The organism is Bacillus sp. 05T21, assembly GCF_056396785.1.
In genome coordinates, this window is record NZ_JBFTMD010000002.1 from 208,075 (window position 1) to 226,459 (window position 18,385).

Consider the following 18,385-nt stretch of genomic DNA (forward strand, 5'->3'; position numbering starts at 1 on the left):
GTGAAGACAAAGACATGAAAGAGGGATGACAATGCGAATTATATCACTGACACGTTTTTGGTTTGTTCTTATGGTATGCATAATTTTATGTATAGGGTTTCTTTTAACTCTAAACTATTCAAATGTTTCAAAAGCAGAAAGAAAAACCATTCCATACGAACTTCTGTATACAAAACAAAACAACATCCCGTATTCCTCTTCCACACAAAATGAAAAAAAAGTTATAAAAGGAATGCTTATTACAGAAGCTTCTAGTTATGAAAACCTACTTCAAATCGCTGAAACGATTAAAGATCAATATAAAAATAAAGACGTTGATGAAATAACACTCTCTATCCATAATGAAAATACTGGAAGTTTCGAAGAGGAATTGCCATATGAACCTATTAGTAAAGGAATAATAACCGTCACGTATGATTCTCAATCCTTCGGTAGGACCAATGTTACGCTAAATAAACTGAAGCTTTAATCCGTGTCGCTTTTCCCATCCCCACGGATTATTAAGTTAAACCCATCAAATTTTTATAGGCAGCTCGATTCTCACCTAACTTCTTTTCTGTTGCCGCATTTTGAACCGAGATAAAACCGCTCATTTCTCATAAAAAAGAGGCGAACTCGCTATTCGCCTCTTTTTTTACCAAAATGGAATCCACTCTTTCACTTTATCTATCCATTCATTTTGCTGTTCTTTTCTTTGTTGTTCCTCTTCTTTTCGTTTTTTCTCTTCTTCTTTCCTTCGTTTTTCTTCCTCAATCATTTTTAATTGTTTTGTATAATCCGCCTCAGGTATTAGTGATAACTGAAATGCCTTTTGAGTTGGATTTCCATTCGCTTTCTTCATAATATCCCGGAACATTGTCGTTGTAATTTGGCTGCCTCCTGGCACATAATGCTCACTATCCGTTTTATCATACCCTACCCAAATCGCACCTACTAAATCCGGTGTGTATCCAACAAACCACGAATCCTTCGCACCAGTGCTTGGTCCATTTACAAGCTGGGTAGTCCCTGTCTTGCCTGCGGTATCGATATTATTAACTTTCGCTTTTTCACCTGTTCCCCTTTCAATAACACCTTTTAATAAGTATGTCATCTTTTGGGCAACTTTCTCGTTCGTCACACGAGTTTCTTTCTTATACCATTTTCCAATTGTTTCCCCTTCAGCATTTTGGATTTCTCTAATGGCATGAGCTTCTACTTGGACACCATCATTTGCAAGTGCGCTATACGCTTGAGCCATTACAAATGGTGAAGTCCCTACATGCATACCTCCTAAAGCAATCGGATACGTATGGTCTTCAGGCTCTAATGGAATACCAAACCGCTCTAAAGATTTCAATCCTTTATCTAATCCAATTTTCTCTAATAGCCAAACTGCTGAAACATTATATGACTTTGCCACCGCTTCATACATCGTCACATTACCATGGAACATATGATCACTATTTTGTGGTGCATATTCTTTAATATTAAACGGTTCATCTTTTAAGACATCGTATACTTCATATCCTTGTTCTAACGCTGGTACATACACTGCAAGAGGCTTTAACGTTGAACCTGGCTGTCTTTTTAATTGTGTTGCATGATTAAACTGCAAAAATTGATAAGGACCTCTGCCTCCAACTAAAGCCGGAACACCGCCAGTTTTTGGATTCATAAGGACCACTCCAGTTTGCATAAGCTGATCTGAGCCACTATCTTTAAAATAACTATCATTATTCACAACATCTTCAACCGCTTGTTGTTTTTTCGAGTCAAGTTCCGTATAAATACGATAGCCACCTGCTAAAATTTCATTTTGTGTTAATTCATACTTGTCCATCGCTTCTCTAACAATATAATCTACGTATTGAGAATATTTTCCCTTATATTTATCGTCAACACCACGTCGTAATACAAGACCTGATTCTTTCTCCTGATTATATTGTTCTTCAGAAATATATCCTTGCTCCTTCATTAAACCTAATACGACATTACGTCTTTCAATTGATTTATTAAAGTTTTTATACGGCGAATACGCAGATGGCGCTTTAATTAATCCTGCAATCGTTGCGGCTTCTGAAATCGTTAAGTCTTTTACTTCTTTATCAAAATAAGATTTAGCTGCTCTTTTTATCCCCCAAGCACCTTCACCAAAATAAATTTGATTCATATACATTTCAACAATTTCATCTTTCGTATAAGTACGTTCTATTTTTTTCGTTAGAAAGTATTCCTTTATTTTACGCGAGAATGTACGGTCTTGCGTTAAAAATACATTTTTCGCAAGTTGCTGTGTAATTGTACTACCACCTGCCACAACTTCACCGGCTGTAATGTTCTTAAATACAGCACTTATAATTCCACTATAGTAAATACCATGATGACTAAAAAATTCCTTATCTTCTACTGCAACAATTGCTTGAACCATAATATCAGGAATATCTTTCCTTTTGACCCCTTCTGTTTTAGAAGAAGCTAATTTAGTCGCAACTTCATTATTTGCATCATAAATTAAAGTCGGTTGTGGAACAGCTTGTTTTAATTCAGATATATCTTGAATGGAAATTATTATATTTACAACAATAAATAGAGTAGCAAGTAAACTTCCCAATACAATTAATGAATTGCGTAGTTTCTTCCTCTTATTGAACCACTCAAGCGTTTTTTTAAAGTGAGTGTTCTTCAATTTCATTGGTTCACTTCCTTCATTTGTTTACACTCTTCTTTTTAAAAGGAAGAATATACCTCCTTTTAAATTTATTATAATAACGTAGTCGTTCCTATAGTGTAAAGCTTTTCTTTCACATTCATACTTTTTGCAAGAAAAGGACATTCTACAAGTAAGATATTCATCGTTGAGTATTAATATTATTAATACAACAATGAGAGTTATGTTAAGTTTTTGTAAACTTTTCGATAAAATGTTTTAAAAAACGACAGTTTTTTGTTAGAATTGATTAGCCAATATATTTTACATATATTACTTTTGTGGGGGTAACAATAATGGTCTTTAAATCAAAAAAAGATAAATTTTCTGAAATGCTTATGAACGTTTCCGAAAATTTAAAAGAAGGCGCGCAGTTTTTCGTGGAGTATAAAATTAAAAATGCTAGCGATTTAAAAGAGTTTTCTATGCGCATGAAAGAGTATGAGTCAAAAGGTGACTCATTCATTCACGAAATCATTATGGAGCTAAACAAAGCGTTTATTACTCCTATTGAACGTGAAGACATCCTACAACTTGCAATGAGTATGGATGATGTATTAGACGGATTAGATCACAGTGCTGGTCTATTCGAAATGTATTCTATTACAGAAGCTGATGAATACATGATTAAATTCGTTGAAGCAATTAATCAATGTGCGATTGAGATTGCAAATTCTGTTGAACTACTTTCTAAAAAGAAATTAGTCGATATTCGTACAAATGCGATCAAGATTAAGGATTACGAGTCACAATGTGATGATATTCGCCGTCATGCGATTAAGCACTTATTCTCTCGTGAGAAAGATCCGATTAAGATTATTCAATTTAAAGAGATTTACGAAGAGCTTGAAGAAGTAGCTGATAGCTGTCAAAGCGTTGCAAACGTATTAGAAACAATCATTATGAAGAACGCGTAAGGAGTTTGATCATGGATACACTCTTGATACTGACCGTTTTAGTAGTCATTTGCGCTTTAGCTTTTGACTTTATCAATGGATTTCACGATACAGCAAACGCTATTGCAACGGCTGTTTCAACGAAAGCTCTAAAGCCTAGACATGCAATTGTTATGGCAGCTATTATGAACTTTTTAGGTGCGATGACATTTACAGGTGTAGCAAAAACGATTACAAAAGATATTGTTGACCCGTTTGCTTTGCAAAATGGTTCTCTTGTAATTTTAGCTGCTTTGCTTGCGGCAATAGTCTGGAATTTGATCACTTGGTACTATGGCATTCCAAGTAGTTCTTCGCATGCAATCATTGGCGCAATCGCTGGTGCAGCAATTGCTGCTGCTGGTATTAGCGCATTAAACTATAAAGGGTTTATAAAAATTCTTGAAGCTTTAATCATTTCACCGATCATCGCTTTTGTTATTGGTTACATCGTATATAGTATTTTTAAAGTGGTATTTAAAAACTTTAACTTAACGAAAACGAACAAGAACTTCCGTATATTCCAGATTTTCACCGCTGCATTGCAAGCTTATACGCACGGTACGAATGATGCACAAAAAGCAATGGGAATCATTACGATGGCTCTTATGGCCAATAACTATCATACTTCTGGCGATATCCCTTTCTGGGTACAATTATCTTGTGCAATCGCAATGGGTCTTGGTACTTCTGTCGGTGGTTGGAAAATTATTAAAACTGTCGGTGGACAAATTATGAAAATTCGTCCTGTAAATGGTGTAGCTGCCGATTTATCATCATCACTTGTTATTTTCGGCGCAACATTTATTCACTTACCGGTTAGTACGACGCACGTTATCTCTTCTTCTATTTTAGGAGTTGGTGCTTCACATCGCGTGAAAGGTGTAAAATGGGGAACTGCAAAACGCATGTTAATTACATGGGTTATTACACTTCCTATTTCAGCTTCTTTAGCTGCATTATTTTACTACTTATTACACTTAATCTTTTAATCAAAAGTCGTCTTCCTTATTTTTCTAGGAAGACGACTTTTTTGTGAACAAGCCTATTTCTTATTAAAAAGCGTGTATAATGATTGATGGATAAGTTACATAGAGGAGTTGGCAATTTTGGAATACATCATGTTACTTTTCATCGGATTAATCGCTGGGACAGTCGGGAGCCTAGTCGGACTTGGAGGCGGAATTATTATCGTTCCGTTATTAATTGGATTACACAGTTTATCACCACAACTCGCAGTAGGAACTTCTATGGTAACAGTCGTTTTTACAGGGCTGGCTTCTACCCTTACTTATATGAAACATAAACGGGTAGATTATAAAAGTGGACTTATTTTATTTATCGGGAGTGGCCCTGGTGGTATTATCGGATCATGGGCAAACAAATTTTTAAACCAAGATACATTTTCTTTATACTTTGGGATTTTTCTTATATTCGTCTCCATTCTTCTTATACTACGAGACAAATTGAAACCTCTTTCCCTATCAAATATGACTGTAATTAAGCGATCTTTTACAGATAACGAAGGAAATACTGTAGACTATCAATTTCCACCATTTCTCGCTATCTTTATTGCCTTTATAGTTGGATTTATATCCGGATTATTTGGAATCGGTGGTGGTGCCTTACTTGTGCCAGCGATGATGCTCCTTTTTGCGTTCCCAGCACACATTGCTGTAGCAACTTCAATGTTTATCGTATTTCTCTCAGCAATTGTAAGTTCTTTAACTCACATCTCTCTAGGAAATGTCAGCTGGGCTTATGCATTAATTCTTATTCCTGGTGCATGGATTGGCGGAAAAATCGGGGCTTATATTAACACAAAATTAAGCGGTAATGCAGTAATTAATTTATTACGTATCACATTAATTATTCTTGGAACTAGATTAATCATTACTTCATTTTTATAACGCGTTCTTTCTAGAATGCGTTTTTTCTTATACACATGAATATAAAAAGGCTCCTAGGAGAACAAATAAAACTAAACAAACACTTAATAGCATAAAATTTGAAATATGTAATTTCTTCAAGTTGATCACTCCTATAGCTATGACTGTTATCTTTATGATAGCGAAAAAACAGTTATCTTACAGTTACAAAGCGCTAACAATGCAAAATCATTTATTACAAATTTTATCCTTATATTTCATTTCTTTGTATAATCTATCGATTCAATAAAAAAAGATGTCATATTGACATCTTTTTAGTGAAGAAGTGACCATCCCATAAAGTCTTCATGTACTTGGCACGCCCTCTTATCGTTTCGATCATATAATTCAGCATAACTATCTGTTTCTTCATCATAAGCCATCGTATAAATAATTTGGCCGTCTATTTCAACGGATAAAACGACTCCACCTTTCATCTCTTCTACATGAATGATAGCATTCGCCGGAATTCTCATATCCGTCATCTTCATCGCATCTAACAATATACTAAACCCCCTACAGCGTATTCATTGCTAGTACTATTACACACTAAATAGTATACTACTGTAATAGCATACATTTCGTCAATGAAATTGCTGTTTAAAAAGCATATTGTCTTTATACATATACGCTAAAATATAAGAAATAGAAATGTTTTAATGGGGGGCTAACATTGATTCTACATAAGGGAGATGTATTATTCCGTCAAGGTGAGGACGGTCCATTATATTTTATAAAAACAGGTTTATTAAAAGTTATTCGGTTAGAAGAAGACGGAACACCATTTTTATTTAATATTATCGTTCCTGGTGAAACGATACCTCACCATTCTTTAATTTCACCGAAGGAATATCACGGTACAGCTATCGCTTTAATGAAAACAGAGGTTGAGCCTATAATTAGCCATGAATGGTACGACAAACTTCAGGCAAATCCTGCATCTTATGAAAATATCGCTATGCAATTACAATCGAAATTAAGAATGATGCAACAGCGTATCGATCAATTGACAACTGTCTCTCCTAAAGAGCGCCTTCATCGTTTACAAGAGTGGTTCACCTTTTATTTAGGTGACATCCCTATTTATGAAATATTAACACAAACTGAAATTGGTCAGCTCATAGGTGTACGCCGCGAAACAGTAAATCGCTTACTTAGAGAACAAGCAAAAAACGAGGTAAAATAATACCTCGTTTTTTGCTTGGCAACGTTAACCTATTGTAAGCTTGCTGCGGGACCGAAAAATTCATAATGAATGTTCTCTTGTTTAACACCCAAATCAATTAATGCAGCATTTATATGTTTCATAAATGGTACTGGACCGCAGAAATAAAATTCTGCTTCAGTCGTTGGAATAATAGTTTGTAACCATTCACGTTCAATGAATCCTTCTTGATCAAAATTCTTCATTTCCACATCTTGCTCTGTCGGTGAAGAATAGCAAGTATATGCTTTAACTTGTTCATACTCTTTTTCTACTGTCTCAACATGCTCTTTCATCGCATGTGTATTACTATTTATCGCCGCATGAACAAAGCATACATTACGCTTTGATTCTTGTTCAATTAACGTATTTAACATACTCATCATCGGTGTAATACCTACTCCACCACTAATTAGTACAACAGGTAATGTTGACTCCATATTTAATACGAAATCTCCTGCTGGTGCACTTACTGGTAAGACATCTCCTTCCCCTACATGATCATGTAAGTAATTAGATACTTTACCATCTGGTGTATCTACACCTTTTTCTTTCTTTACACTAATACGATAATATTCTTTTCCAGGAGCATCAGATAAGCTATATTGACGATTATGCGTATATGTTTCACCTTCAATATTTATTTGAATCGTTACATATTGTCCTGGGATGAATGAAGAAACTTTCCCGCCATCTTCAGGTTTTAAATAAAATGATGTAATAACATCGCTTTCCTTCACTTTTTTAACAATCACAAAGTTGCGGAAATCTTTCCATCCACCTTCTTTATGTGCAGCTTCTTCATACATATCCGCTTCAACGCTAATGAATGCATCAGCAATGACGCCATACGCTTCTCCCCATGCATTTAAAACTTCATCAGGTGCGCCTGCGACCTCTTTAATCGCTCGTAGTAAGCATGTACCTACTATTGGATAATGCTCTGCTTTAATACCTAAACTTCTATGCTTATGACCGATTTGTTTTACAACTGGAATAATAGCTTCTAAATTATCAATGTACATTGCAGCTGCATATACAGCATTTGCTAACGCTTGTTGTTGTCTTCCCTTTTTCTGATTCGTATGGTTAAAAATATTCAATAACTCCGGATGTTCCGAAAATAAAATTTGATAAAATCTCGTTGTAATTTCAACGCCTTTTTCTTGTAATAACGGTACTGTTGACTTTACGATTTCAATTGTTTTTGCACTTAACATTGTATCCCACTCCTCTATTTCCTTAACTGTTTTTAGTTTAACTGAATTGTATAATACATATTGTGATTTTAATCACTATTAACATGGTGTTTTTGTGAAAAATATATGAACAATGCACATATTAAATAAATTTTAAATAGTGATATGCTCCCATACGCTACTAATTATTAGCCCCCATTAATTGTGCTCAAAAAAAAGCTAACTAGAATTCTAGCTAGCCTACTACTTTGTTTGTATTGCTTGTTCAATTACTTTTATATTCTGCCCGTTTCCAAACTCTGTATACCCCCATATATTCGTTTCACCTTTATATTTATTCATAAGTATATCCAAGTCATGATATACACGATGAGCATAGATTACATACTCCATATTCTGAAGCTCCACACCTTTTTTTACAATTTCATAACTTCTATTCACATCGCGTTTTATTTTTTTATTTTTTATTTCTTTATGTATATTTTTTAAAGAAGCTTCTTGCTCTTGAAACCATTGTTTAAAATGTTTCCAATCCCCATCTGTATATTTCTCTGCCTTGCCATAATTCAAGAAATTATTATAACTTTCATGTGTCGTACGAACAAAATCGAGTGTCTTCTTCTTCTCTTGCACCTCTTCTATTTGTGCTACTCTATTTACTCCAGCAGACTTATTCGCATAATACAATAGTACTTTCATAAGACTATAGCTCGCTATTGCCATTACAGTAATAGTTACCAATACACTTAACAATTTCTTCATATACAGAACTCCTTTTCTACTATGAATATTACAATGTACTGTTACACTTGTAACATTCTCTCGCAGAAATGTAATTCCTGTTTAAATTCTTCTTGTCATTCCGACACTATTTTTTTACAAATTTCTCTTTGGTAAATGCTCTTGTAAAACAACATATCCTTCATAAGCTGTATAACCGAGTATAGCCATTAATCCAATATAACAAGCAAATACTGTCCATTTCGTTTTCGTATCAACTTTATAATAATTTTCTTGTTGTTCCTTTTCTGTTTCCCATTCATTTAATTTTCTTTCCGACAGTTCAAATGCTTCTCTTATATGAATTGTATGCATTTCTTTTTCATCTTCATATGGGACATAATCAAGTGGCTCAAATTTTGGTAAAAGGTACTCTAGCACTTCAATCTTTTGAAGTTCTCCTGTTTTTAATTCTTTTTCACGTTCTCTTTGTCTTAATACATTCATTTCATGGTGAATCATATAAATCGTTCGATGCACCGCACCAGTTTCTTTTAATTCCTCTTCAAGCCTAGCAACATATTCTTTCATTCCATCGATTTTATATCCTAATTCCTTAATCGGCTCATCTCTCTTTATTACTCTATATAGTTCCATACAGCCGATAATAAAAATAAATCCTCCTAAAATACTCTTGAAGTAAATAGAATAGCCGAGTAGTAAAACTAGCCCTGCTCCCCAAATTTTCGTGCTTACAACTGAAATTATTCGTCCACCATCTAATGGAGAAACTGGAATTAAGTTAAAGAAATTAATCATACTTCCAAGTAAAATAATAAGCGCCCAAAACGGCTCTTTCGTGATTATATACAGTGGGATCGCGGGTAAAAATGAAAGCAATCCGAAAAGAGGTCCCATATATGCAATGTAAGCTTCATCTTTTGCATTTTTCGGCATCTCTTTCATCCCAATAAGAGCTCCCATAAATGGTATGAAGATTGCTGGCGATGTTGGTATCCCTTTCTTTCTCGCTGCCCATAAATGCCCCATCTCATGTACAAACAATAAATATACGAGTGCTACCCCAAACTTCCAACCATATATGACTGCGTATGCACCAAGCGATAAAAACATACTAAATACTGTTGAAAATTTTGCTAACTTAAAAATTGCAAATACCCATTTTAACTTAGATAGTAAAAATAACCCTATTGCAACTATAACTCCCCATAATCCTTTTTTATTATTTTTCATATTCCTCTCCTTTATCTCGCTTTATTGAGCCATATACACTCATCAAAACTTATTCTTTTTCTCTATTATGACATATTTTTTTCTATTGTTAGAAATAATGTTTATCCCATCCATTTTTAGCCAAAAATAAAAATAAAAGGAGGTAAATACAAATGAAATTACAATCTCTTATGATAGGCGCTCTATCGTTTTTAGCTTCAACTCTTATTTTTTATACCGTCAGCTACGTATTATTATTAGATTGGTTACCAAATCACTTATTTATAGCCCTTATTATTCTTTCCGCTCTTATGATTTCCTTTCTAATTACACGAAAATCAATGAATGAGCCATCTGCAAAAGCAAAATAATAGAGGGGATTTTTCCCCTCTATTATCATTTCCTAGGAAAGGCCATATAGACTTTATGATTCTTACTGCCCGCTATTTACGGGCAGTAAGAATCCCACCTCAAAATTCGGCTGGAGCAAAGAATTTAGGTAGGAGTCGTGCTAATAATCAGCGTGGGATGCCCCCACTGATTAAAATTTCACTTTATCTTTGTAAATTCATTTTTTCACCATACTCTTTAACAATTTGAATAATGTTTTGAAATGCTCCTACTTTTTCTTTCTTACTATTTAATATTTGTAAATCGTGATTATCATAATAGGTTTCTAGTGATTTTAATTGTGATTCTGAAGCATCTTTTATCGGAACAGTAACATTCAACTCATACTGTTTATACCCTTCCTTTACTTTTTCAGCTGAAATTATTTCACTCTCTTTTGCGCCAATTAATTTTTGAACCTTTTCCGGGAAAATTAATTGCAAATAATATTCTTGTTCCTTCGCTAACTTATTATATAGTGATTGTGAAATCGTATAACGTACTGTATAATTCATTTTTTGATCACCCGCTTTAATATGAAACGCAGTAATCTGCAAATCTTTTTTCGTTATTTCCGTTAAAGGCCCTACCTGCATCTCATCTTCTTTTTGTTCTGGAATCTTTGGAAATATAGCCAAAAGTTTTTCCGTATCTTTTTCGTTCAGCATATACATAGCTTTTTTATATTGCACCCATCCCCGTCGATCTTCTCCTCTTAACCATGCATAATACGTTTCTATTTTCCCCTCTCTACTAATTTGTATTTCATATTCTGGTTTACCAAAGCTACCTGTTACTTCTTGTTTTTCTGCTTTGCTTATAATATCCACCACTAACTCCGCATCCATTTTCTTCAATTTTTTTTCTTCTGTACCTTTTTGTATAACAGTTATTTGTAATGGTTCTTTCACTTCATTCACTGTCTCCTCTACTTGTTTCGATTCTTTCTTTTGCTCTGCTTGACCACACGACGCGAGTAAAATAACACATAAAACCATTAAATATTTCCCTTTCAAATCGATTCTCCTTTTCCAATAAGAAATTCTTATAATCCTCATACATAAAACAAAAACGTTACATTATATAGAATGAGCTATACTATACAATGAAGGGAGGATTTTACAATGTCCATTAATTTTCATGATGCAAATAATAAGTATACGTATGCAAGTCGTAACGCACATATTTCATGGCAGGAAACAATAAACAATATTGTAGATGTGCAAAATAAACAAGTAATTGATATAGGTTGTGGTGGCGGCATTTACACGAAAGAACTTGCTCTTATGGGAGCCAAAAGTGTTGTTGGGCTTGATTTTTCAAAAGAAATATTACAAGCTGCAAAAGAAAATTGTAACGGCTTCCCAAACATTTCATTCATTCACGGTGATGCACATAATATCTCATTCCCTAATGAAACATTCGACCTTGTCATTTCTCGTGCAGTCATTCATCATTTGCATGATATTCCCACATTTATACGAGAGGCTTCTCGCATATTAAAAAAAGACGGTATACTTATTTTACAAGACCGAACTATTGAAGATTGTACAATTCCAGGAAGTCCTGAACACCTTCGTGGATATTTTTTCTCTGTCTTTCCAAAACTCATTGAAACAGAAGCGAAAAGAAGACCAAAAACCACTACTATTCAGCAAGAATTACAACAATATTCTCTTCAAGCGTTCCCCATACAAACACAATGGGAAGTACGAAAAGTACATGATTCTGTAGAGGCTTTGCTACAAGATTTATCTCCTCGAACAGGCCGATCCATTCTATATGAACTAACAGATAATGAACTTTCTCAACTTCTACATCATATCCAAACGGCATTACAAAACGTCTCTCCTATCATCGAAAGAGATCGTTGGACAATTTGGAGCGCGAAAAAATTGTAAGGAAGGAAGCCTCACAAAGTAATGTGAGGCTTCCTTCTTTCATAATCTAATTTTGCAACACTCTTGATATCCTCCACTCCTGGCCTGTGCACTTCCACACTTCGGACATACTAAATATCTAGACTGATTTGTCAACAAACTACCTTTTTGAAAGAGTAAAACTTCTGCTTGTTTAAACGAACGCGAATAATATAACCACATAAAACCAATTATAGCAATAATGCCAAATAATACTCCCATCGCAAGCATTTCAGTCACCTCTTTTGGTTTGTTCTTTCCAGCAAGTGGATTGTTGTATTATTCTCTGCAAATTCAAACAATTCCTTCCTTACTCCTATAAATATCGATTTTCTCCATAATCTTTACAATTCTCTATAATGTTTTACAGCATTTTTACAAATAGTATTAACCCTTATATTCTCAGCTATATTTCTACAGGAAAGTGTATTTCCCAAAAAATATGTTGACTTTCTAAAAAAAACGTGTGAAAATACTGTCAGAATACTTGAATTAAAATTCATTGACGAGAACGAGTACGTTATAGGACTGTTCCCCAGAGAGTTGGCGATTTGCTGAAAGCCGACGTTCAGTGCTTAACCGAAAATCATCTCCGAGAAGTAGAACCGAATGCTAAAGTAAGTTCTTACCGGATGTCCCCCGTTACAAGGAACACGTATCATGTTGTACGTTGCAAAGCCGTATACATATAGATTTATTTCTACATGTATAAATTAGGGTGGTATCGCGGGTAAATATAACTCGTCCCTTTCTTTAGGGACGAGTTTTTTGTGTTCTTACAATGAATTTACAAAAAAGGAGGAAAAACAATGAACACTGTATCAAAAAAACATGTTTTTTTCACAGGCCTTATGCTATTTTCTTTATTTTTTGGGGCAGGAAATTTAATTTTCCCTCCAATGCTTGGACAAAATGCTGGTGAAAACTTTTGGCCAGCAATGATTGGTTTTTTACTAACAGGAGTCGGCTTACCACTACTTACTGTTATCGCTATTTCTCTATCAGGAAATGGAATGCAACAACTTGCAAGTCATGTTCACCCATTATTCGGAATATTCTTTACGGTAGTTGTATACATTGCAATCGGTCCATCTATGGGCATCCCACGTGTTGCTAATGTCGCTTATGAAATGGGGGTTAGTTCTTTCTTACCAGAAACTATTCGCTCTAGCAGCCTAGTGCTATTTTTATACACAGTCATCTTCTTTTCTATCGTATTTTGGCTTAGTTTAAACCCTTCTAAGCTCGTCGATCGTATCGGAAGTGTATTAACACCTATTTTATTACTCTCTATTTTTTTATTATTCGTTAAGAGTGTATTTACACCCCTCGGGCAATCTGGACCAGCCATGCAAGAGTATCAAACTTCTCCAATTTTCAAAGGTTTTATGGAAGGATACTTAACGATGGATACCATTTCAGCACTTGCATTTGGGATTATCGTTGTAAATGCAATTCGCTCAAAAGGTGTGAGTGATCGTAAATCAATTGCCATCGCTACAGCAAAAGCAGGACTTATTGCCGCTACTGGTCTCGTACTTGTATATGGTGCACTTGGCTGGCTCGGTACAACTAGTGTCTCTCTCGGATACGCAAAAAATGGAGGACAGCTACTTACCGTTATCGTACAACAATTATTCGGTCCATATGGTCTAATTCTGTTATCTCTTATCGTTACACTTGCTTGCTTAACAACATGCGTTGGACTTGTATCTGCGTGCAGTCAATACTTCTCAACATTATTGACAAAATTTTCATACAAAATGTTAGCAAGTGTCATTTGCTTGTTAGGATTATTAGTTGCCAACTTAGGTTTAACAAAAATTATCGCCATCTCTGTTCCTATTTTACTTGTTGTATATCCAGTTGCAATTGTACTCGTGTTATTATCATTACTTCATAAATATTTCGGTGGCTATCGATCTGTTTATGTATGTGCTTTAATCGGAACAGCAGTTGTTAGCGTTTTTGACGGATTAAAACAAGGGAATATTCCTGTTTCATTTATCACATCTTATTTTGAGTTTATTCCATTATATAATGAAGGAATTGGCTGGTTAGTACCAGCGTTAGTTGGGGCTATTATCGGTTTTGCTATCGCAAAATTAAGTGGTGCAAAAACAGTACCATTAACGGAGCATTCACCTGAATCGAAAGTATCATAAAAAAACTCCCATTTCGGGAGTTTTTTACATTTGATAAGAAGTATGATTAAAGCTACTTACTTTATAAGCTTTCGTATAGTAATCAATATTCGTATCCACTGTTTCTACTTTTACAACATCATAGCAATCTTCTTGCTTCACTAGAAATAAATAATATTCTTCTGTTGCCTCAATAATTGCAATACGATCTGTTTCAATATCATATTGTTCACAAAGTGCTTGCAACGCATTCACATAGTTACCTAATTTTTTCGTTTCATCCATTCCAAATATCGTTTGAACTAACATACACTCTCTCCCCTTTGTATGTACTGTTAACACCTTAATGATAACGCTTACATAAATAACCGTCAATAAAAAGCTTTGACCATATATAGTCAAAGCTGCCTTCTTATTTCGTCAATTGGTGTCTAAACGCATAAATAACCGCCTGTGTCCGGTCACTTACATTTAGCTTATTTAATATATTACTCACATGTGTCTTTACTGTTTTAAGGGCAATAAACAACTCATCTGCAATCTCTTGATTACTTTTCCCCTCTGCAATTAATAACAAAATTTCAGACTCTCTTTCTGTTAACTCCTCATGCAAAGGTTGTTCTTTCTTCTGACGCATACGAGACATCATTTTGCCAGTAACTTTCGGCTCTAATACCGTTTCCCCATCATAAGTAGCTCTTACAGCATCTGCAATATCACTCGCTCTTGATGTTTTTAATAAATAACTTGTCGCCCCCGCCTCAATAACAGGATATAACTTTTCATCATCTAAAAAGCTCGTGACAACTACAATTTTCGCTTCTGGCCATTCTTGAATAATAGCACGTGTCGCTTCAACCCCATCCATCTCATCCATAACAAGGTCCATTAAAATAATATCCGGTCTTAATTGCAAAGCTAACTCTGAACCTTTTCTTCCATTTTCAGCTTCTCCAACTACTTCAATATCTGGCTGCGTTGATAAATATGCTGATACACCCATTCGAACCATTTCATGATCATCAACTAGTAATACTTTTATCATGATTCTCCCCCTCTCTCAATCATAATAGGTACTTTCACTTCTATTTGCGTACCTTTATTCGGAAAACTAAGAACTTTTAATGTACCACCAATTTCATGAACTCGCTCTTGCATTGACCTTAAACCGTATGAACCAGCCTTATTAACACCAACTTTAAACCCAACACCGTCATCAATAATTTTCAAAATCGCATATTGATCAATTTTCCGAAGGCGCACTTCGGTTTTCTTTGCCTTCGCATGCCGTAAAGTATTAGACAGCGCCTCTTGTACAATACGGAATAAATGATCCTCTACACCTTTTTTTAATTGAATCGGTTCAATTAACCATTCAATTTTCATATGTTGCTTTCTAGACAGTTCTGTTAATAATTCTTCTATACCCTCTGTTAGTTTCTTACCTTCTAACTGCACTGGGCGTAAATGAAGGAGCAATGCTCTCATTTCTGATTGTGCATTTACAACCATATTCTCAACAAGCTGCAACTGTTTTTTCGTCGTGTCTGGAATTTCAGCTGCTTGCTCATTAATGGCTGACATCATCATCGACATCGCAAAAAGTTGCTGACTTACAGAGTCGTGCAGCTCTCTCGCTAATCGATGCCTTTCTTGAGAAATCGCTTCTTGTCTCATCTCTTCATTCCAATGGGCTCGTTCATTCGTTACTTTTTGAAATAGCCCAGCTTGCTCCTCTAAGCGACGAGCAAGACCAATTACTTTTCGTTCCACTTCATGAAATTCATCGTCCGCAGTAAATGAGACATCACTCGGAAAATTCCCTCGCTCTACTTCAAATAGAAAAGTATTTAATCCTTGTATACGCTGTTCTATATAATAACCGATTGCATATCCTACAATTCCTCCGATAAGAAGACTCGTACTCATAATAAACAAGCCAATTGGAACAGAAGCAATGGATTCTTTCCAGAGTAAATCATAAACTTGTTGCTCGCTTTTCCATACATATACAATTGTACAAATAAGTGCGATACTCACAGAGGACAACATAGAATAACGAATATACATCCACGAAATATTCCTTTGTTTTTTCATTATACTTTCCTCACTTCCGTATCGCCTACGACAAGCGAAGAAATAATTTTAATACGACGAGGGGCTTCTTTATACTGTTCTGTTCTAAACGTAACATTACGGTTAAATCCAGTTTCTTCGTGTCCTGGCAGGAGCACTCGCCCAACAATAACAGAATGATTTAAAGACAATTCAATATCATATGGTACATATAAGCGAATATTACCAATGACGCCCCGAATCACAATAACCGTTTCTCCCTCTGGAATCATAGCAGTTGTTAAATCAATCTCGACGTCACAAGCACCATATTGGACGTTAATATCCTCTATTTCATAAATATGATCCATCATTCGTACATTACCTACAAACATATTTTTTATATACGGTTCTGTACGATATATTTGTTTTTCTTCATTTATATATCCCTTTTCTTTAATTTCAACTTTCATTGCTTTTTGCCGATGTCCTTGTTGAATAAGTTGATAACCAATTAAAGCTAAACAAGCAAACACAACAAGTACGAATGCCGCTGATGAAAATAAGAAGAATAAGAAGACAATACCACCGACAAATAAAAATACATTCCCTCTTACATAACGGTTCTTCTTTCGATAATGTCTTCCAAACATAATCATAATAAATGCAAATATTAGACCACCTGGTTCAAAATGTCCAAGTATCATATCAAGAAAAAGACCGAATCCAAATATGATGAGGAGCATCCCCATAAATTGTGTTTTTGAAAATTGCTTCTTCATTTCAGCTCCCCCCTCCTTGTCACATATACATAGAAGAAAAGGCATTGCTTTCCAACACCTTTTCTCCTATCACTATATCATAAGCCTGTTTTATTATATACTACAATTATTTTGTTACTTCTTTCGTTAACGATACTTCATTTTTCTCTTTCATTTCACTCTCTAGTTTTGCAATTTTCATATCAAATGTATCACGCTCATGCTCTTCATTTATACGAAGCTCTATGTCACGAATGTGATCYTCAATTTCTTCGAATCGTAAGAACGGATTATTTTCATCCATTTTATGCATAGCAGTATTCATACGGCGGTTTGCATGCGCCATATTTTCACGTGCCATTAATTCCATACGCTTTGCGTTCATTTCTTTTAATTTATTTTTCATTTCTGAAAGACGGCGCTCTAACTCATCAATTTGCTCTACAACACCAGCATACATTTCTTCTAAGCGAGTTACTTGCCCTTCATAATACGCTACTTCTTCTAATGCACGTTCATGCAATTGCAATTCGCCTGCTTCTTGTGCGATGATAGCTTGCTTTGATCTTTTATTAACGAAATAACGTGCTTGCTCAAGCTCACGAGCGAAGTTAGATTTTAATGTTTTATGACGCTGAATTAACTTCTCAATTTTTGTTATTTCACGCTCACTATCGCGTAAATATTGGTTTAACATAGCAATTGGATTTTTTCTTTCTTTCTCATCTAACACATTATGAAAATCAGCTAAAATTGCATCGCGTACACGTCCGAATAAAGATTGTTTCATTATAATCTTCCTCTCTTCTACTTTATAATTTGATTTATTTTATATTAGTTTTTCATTAACTTGTTCCACTCATCTTCAAAGTTGCTATATGGTTTAGCACTTTCTGGAGCAGAATCAACAACTACATTTTTTCCTTTTTTCCACTCACGGTATCCGTAGTATAAAACTACTAATGCTGCGATACCGATTAATGCTGGGGAATGAGAAAGTGCAATGGACAAACCGATTAAACCAACAATACCCCAAGCTAACTTTCCAAAGAATGATTTAGCTCGCACAAATGATTTATAGCTCCAGTACACAACTCCTGCTCCAATGGCGAATCCTACAATACCAGCAAGACTACCAAGAGCAATTAAAGCCAAAATACCGGCTGCGATAAACGCTAGAAATTGTTTCATCTTGTGCTTGCCTCCCT

21 protein-coding genes and 1 other annotated feature are annotated in these 18,385 nt (G+C 34.9%); of the genes, 8 read left to right on the forward strand and 13 right to left on the reverse strand.

The features are described from left to right. Positions 1–31: 31 nt before the first annotated feature. Positions 32–469, forward strand: a complete 438-nt coding sequence (locus AC1DKZ_RS05970) for a hypothetical protein (RefSeq protein ID WP_113937030.1) — start codon at positions 32–34, stop codon at positions 467–469. Positions 470–634: 165 nt separating this feature from the next. Here AC1DKZ_RS05970 and AC1DKZ_RS05975 read toward each other — a convergent pair whose 3' ends face one another. Then, entirely contained in the window at positions 635–2,674 is a 2,040-nt protein-coding gene (locus AC1DKZ_RS05975) for a transglycosylase domain-containing protein (RefSeq protein WP_476995791.1), read from the reverse strand. Between the two features lie 311 nt (positions 2,675–2,985). Here AC1DKZ_RS05975 and AC1DKZ_RS05980 point away from each other — a divergent pair, with 311 nt between their 5' ends. The 3 genes from AC1DKZ_RS05980 to AC1DKZ_RS05990 all read left to right on the forward strand — a co-directional run bounded on the left by AC1DKZ_RS05980 (position 2,986) and on the right by AC1DKZ_RS05990 (position 5,534). After that, positions 2,986–3,606, forward strand: a complete 621-nt coding sequence (locus AC1DKZ_RS05980) for a DUF47 domain-containing protein (protein WP_000231445.1) — start codon at positions 2,986–2,988, stop codon at positions 3,604–3,606. A gap of 11 nt (positions 3,607–3,617) precedes the next feature. Then, positions 3,618–4,616: an inorganic phosphate transporter gene (locus AC1DKZ_RS05985; protein ID WP_002030715.1), complete on the forward strand. Its 999-nt coding sequence runs from the start codon at positions 3,618–3,620 to the stop codon at positions 4,614–4,616. A gap of 117 nt (positions 4,617–4,733) precedes the next feature. After that, positions 4,734–5,534, forward strand: coding sequence for a sulfite exporter TauE/SafE family protein (locus AC1DKZ_RS05990; protein ID WP_002086690.1), 801 nt, complete (start codon positions 4,734–4,736; stop codon positions 5,532–5,534). Between the two features lie 293 nt (positions 5,535–5,827). On the opposite strand, the gene AC1DKZ_RS05995 is transcribed toward AC1DKZ_RS05990, so the two are convergent. Continuing rightward, the gene (locus AC1DKZ_RS05995; protein ID WP_000883004.1) at positions 5,828–6,055 is read right to left on the reverse strand and encodes a hypothetical protein; all 228 of its coding nucleotides are present in this window, start codon (positions 6,053–6,055) and stop codon (positions 5,828–5,830) included. A 170-nt stretch (positions 6,056–6,225) separates the two neighbouring features. On the opposite strand from AC1DKZ_RS05995, the gene AC1DKZ_RS06000 reads away from it, so the two are divergent. Further along, positions 6,226–6,738, forward strand: a complete 513-nt coding sequence (locus AC1DKZ_RS06000) for a Crp/Fnr family transcriptional regulator (protein ID WP_476995792.1) — start codon at positions 6,226–6,228, stop codon at positions 6,736–6,738. A 29-nt stretch (positions 6,739–6,767) separates the two neighbouring features. On the opposite strand, the gene hmpA is transcribed toward AC1DKZ_RS06000, so the two are convergent. The 3 genes from hmpA to AC1DKZ_RS06015 form a co-directional block, all read right to left on the reverse strand. After that, on the reverse strand, positions 6,768–7,976 hold the full coding sequence (gene hmpA / locus AC1DKZ_RS06005) for an NO-inducible flavohemoprotein (RefSeq protein ID WP_476995793.1): 1,209 nt from the start codon (positions 7,974–7,976) through the stop codon (positions 6,768–6,770). A 222-nt stretch (positions 7,977–8,198) separates the two neighbouring features. Further along, positions 8,199–8,717, reverse strand: coding sequence for a hypothetical protein (locus AC1DKZ_RS06010; RefSeq protein ID WP_476995794.1), 519 nt, complete (start codon positions 8,715–8,717; stop codon positions 8,199–8,201). Between the two features lie 114 nt (positions 8,718–8,831). After that, positions 8,832–9,929, reverse strand: a complete 1,098-nt coding sequence (locus AC1DKZ_RS06015) for a site-2 protease family protein (RefSeq protein WP_476995795.1) — start codon at positions 9,927–9,929, stop codon at positions 8,832–8,834. Between the two features lie 152 nt (positions 9,930–10,081). Between AC1DKZ_RS06015 and AC1DKZ_RS06020 the strand changes: the two genes are divergently transcribed. After that, positions 10,082–10,279 carry a hypothetical protein gene (locus tag AC1DKZ_RS06020; RefSeq protein ID WP_000776287.1) on the forward strand — a complete coding sequence of 66 codons (198 nt, stop codon included), beginning with the start codon at positions 10,082–10,084 and terminating at the stop codon, positions 10,277–10,279. A 183-nt stretch (positions 10,280–10,462) separates the two neighbouring features. Here the strand turns inward: AC1DKZ_RS06020 and AC1DKZ_RS06025 are convergent, their stop codons facing one another. Beyond that, positions 10,463–11,314 carry a YhfM domain-containing protein gene (locus AC1DKZ_RS06025; protein WP_113733923.1) on the reverse strand — a complete coding sequence of 284 codons (852 nt, stop codon included), beginning with the start codon at positions 11,312–11,314 and terminating at the stop codon, positions 10,463–10,465. A 108-nt stretch (positions 11,315–11,422) separates the two neighbouring features. Between AC1DKZ_RS06025 and AC1DKZ_RS06030 the strand changes: the two genes are divergently transcribed. Continuing rightward, complete coding sequence (locus AC1DKZ_RS06030) at positions 11,423–12,199, forward strand: class I SAM-dependent methyltransferase (protein WP_193663617.1); 777 nt, start codon at positions 11,423–11,425, stop codon at positions 12,197–12,199. 39 nt (positions 12,200–12,238) lie between these two features. Here the strand turns inward: AC1DKZ_RS06030 and AC1DKZ_RS06035 are convergent, their stop codons facing one another. After that, positions 12,239–12,448 (reverse strand): hypothetical protein, encoded by a 210-nt coding sequence (locus tag AC1DKZ_RS06035; protein WP_000880630.1) that lies wholly within the window; start codon positions 12,446–12,448, stop codon positions 12,239–12,241. A gap of 262 nt (positions 12,449–12,710) precedes the next feature. Then, positions 12,711–12,969: a binding site (T-box leader), on the forward strand. A 57-nt stretch (positions 12,970–13,026) separates the two neighbouring features. On the opposite strand from AC1DKZ_RS06035, the gene brnQ3 reads away from it, so the two are divergent. Continuing rightward, complete coding sequence (gene brnQ3 / locus AC1DKZ_RS06040; RefSeq protein ID WP_113733925.1) at positions 13,027–14,382, forward strand: branched-chain amino acid transport system II carrier protein BrnQ3; 1,356 nt, start codon at positions 13,027–13,029, stop codon at positions 14,380–14,382. Positions 14,383–14,406: 24 nt separating this feature from the next. On the opposite strand, the gene AC1DKZ_RS06045 is transcribed toward brnQ3, so the two are convergent. From AC1DKZ_RS06045 to AC1DKZ_RS06070, 6 genes are all read right to left on the reverse strand, one after another. Further along, positions 14,407–14,763, reverse strand: a complete 357-nt coding sequence (locus AC1DKZ_RS06045) for a DUF3992 domain-containing protein (protein ID WP_002126339.1) — start codon at positions 14,761–14,763, stop codon at positions 14,407–14,409. Positions 14,764–14,773: 10 nt separating this feature from the next. Next, positions 14,774–15,406, reverse strand: a complete 633-nt coding sequence (locus AC1DKZ_RS06050) for a response regulator (protein ID WP_000598709.1) — start codon at positions 15,404–15,406, stop codon at positions 14,774–14,776. Next, positions 15,403–16,458 (reverse strand): sensor histidine kinase, encoded by a 1,056-nt coding sequence (locus AC1DKZ_RS06055; RefSeq protein ID WP_002011673.1) that lies wholly within the window; start codon positions 16,456–16,458, stop codon positions 15,403–15,405. The genes AC1DKZ_RS06050 and AC1DKZ_RS06055 overlap by 4 nt, the downstream gene beginning before the upstream one ends. Then, entirely contained in the window at positions 16,458–17,198 is a 741-nt protein-coding gene (gene liaF, locus AC1DKZ_RS06060; RefSeq protein ID WP_002126337.1) for a cell wall-active antibiotics response protein LiaF, read from the reverse strand. The genes AC1DKZ_RS06055 and liaF overlap by 1 nt, the downstream gene beginning before the upstream one ends. A gap of 106 nt (positions 17,199–17,304) precedes the next feature. Further along, complete coding sequence (locus AC1DKZ_RS06065; protein WP_002011675.1) at positions 17,305–17,967, reverse strand: PspA/IM30 family protein; 663 nt, start codon at positions 17,965–17,967, stop codon at positions 17,305–17,307. Between the two features lie 44 nt (positions 17,968–18,011). After that, complete coding sequence (locus AC1DKZ_RS06070; RefSeq protein ID WP_002011676.1) at positions 18,012–18,368, reverse strand: lmo0954 family membrane protein; 357 nt, start codon at positions 18,366–18,368, stop codon at positions 18,012–18,014. Positions 18,369–18,385: the final 17 nt, after the last annotated feature.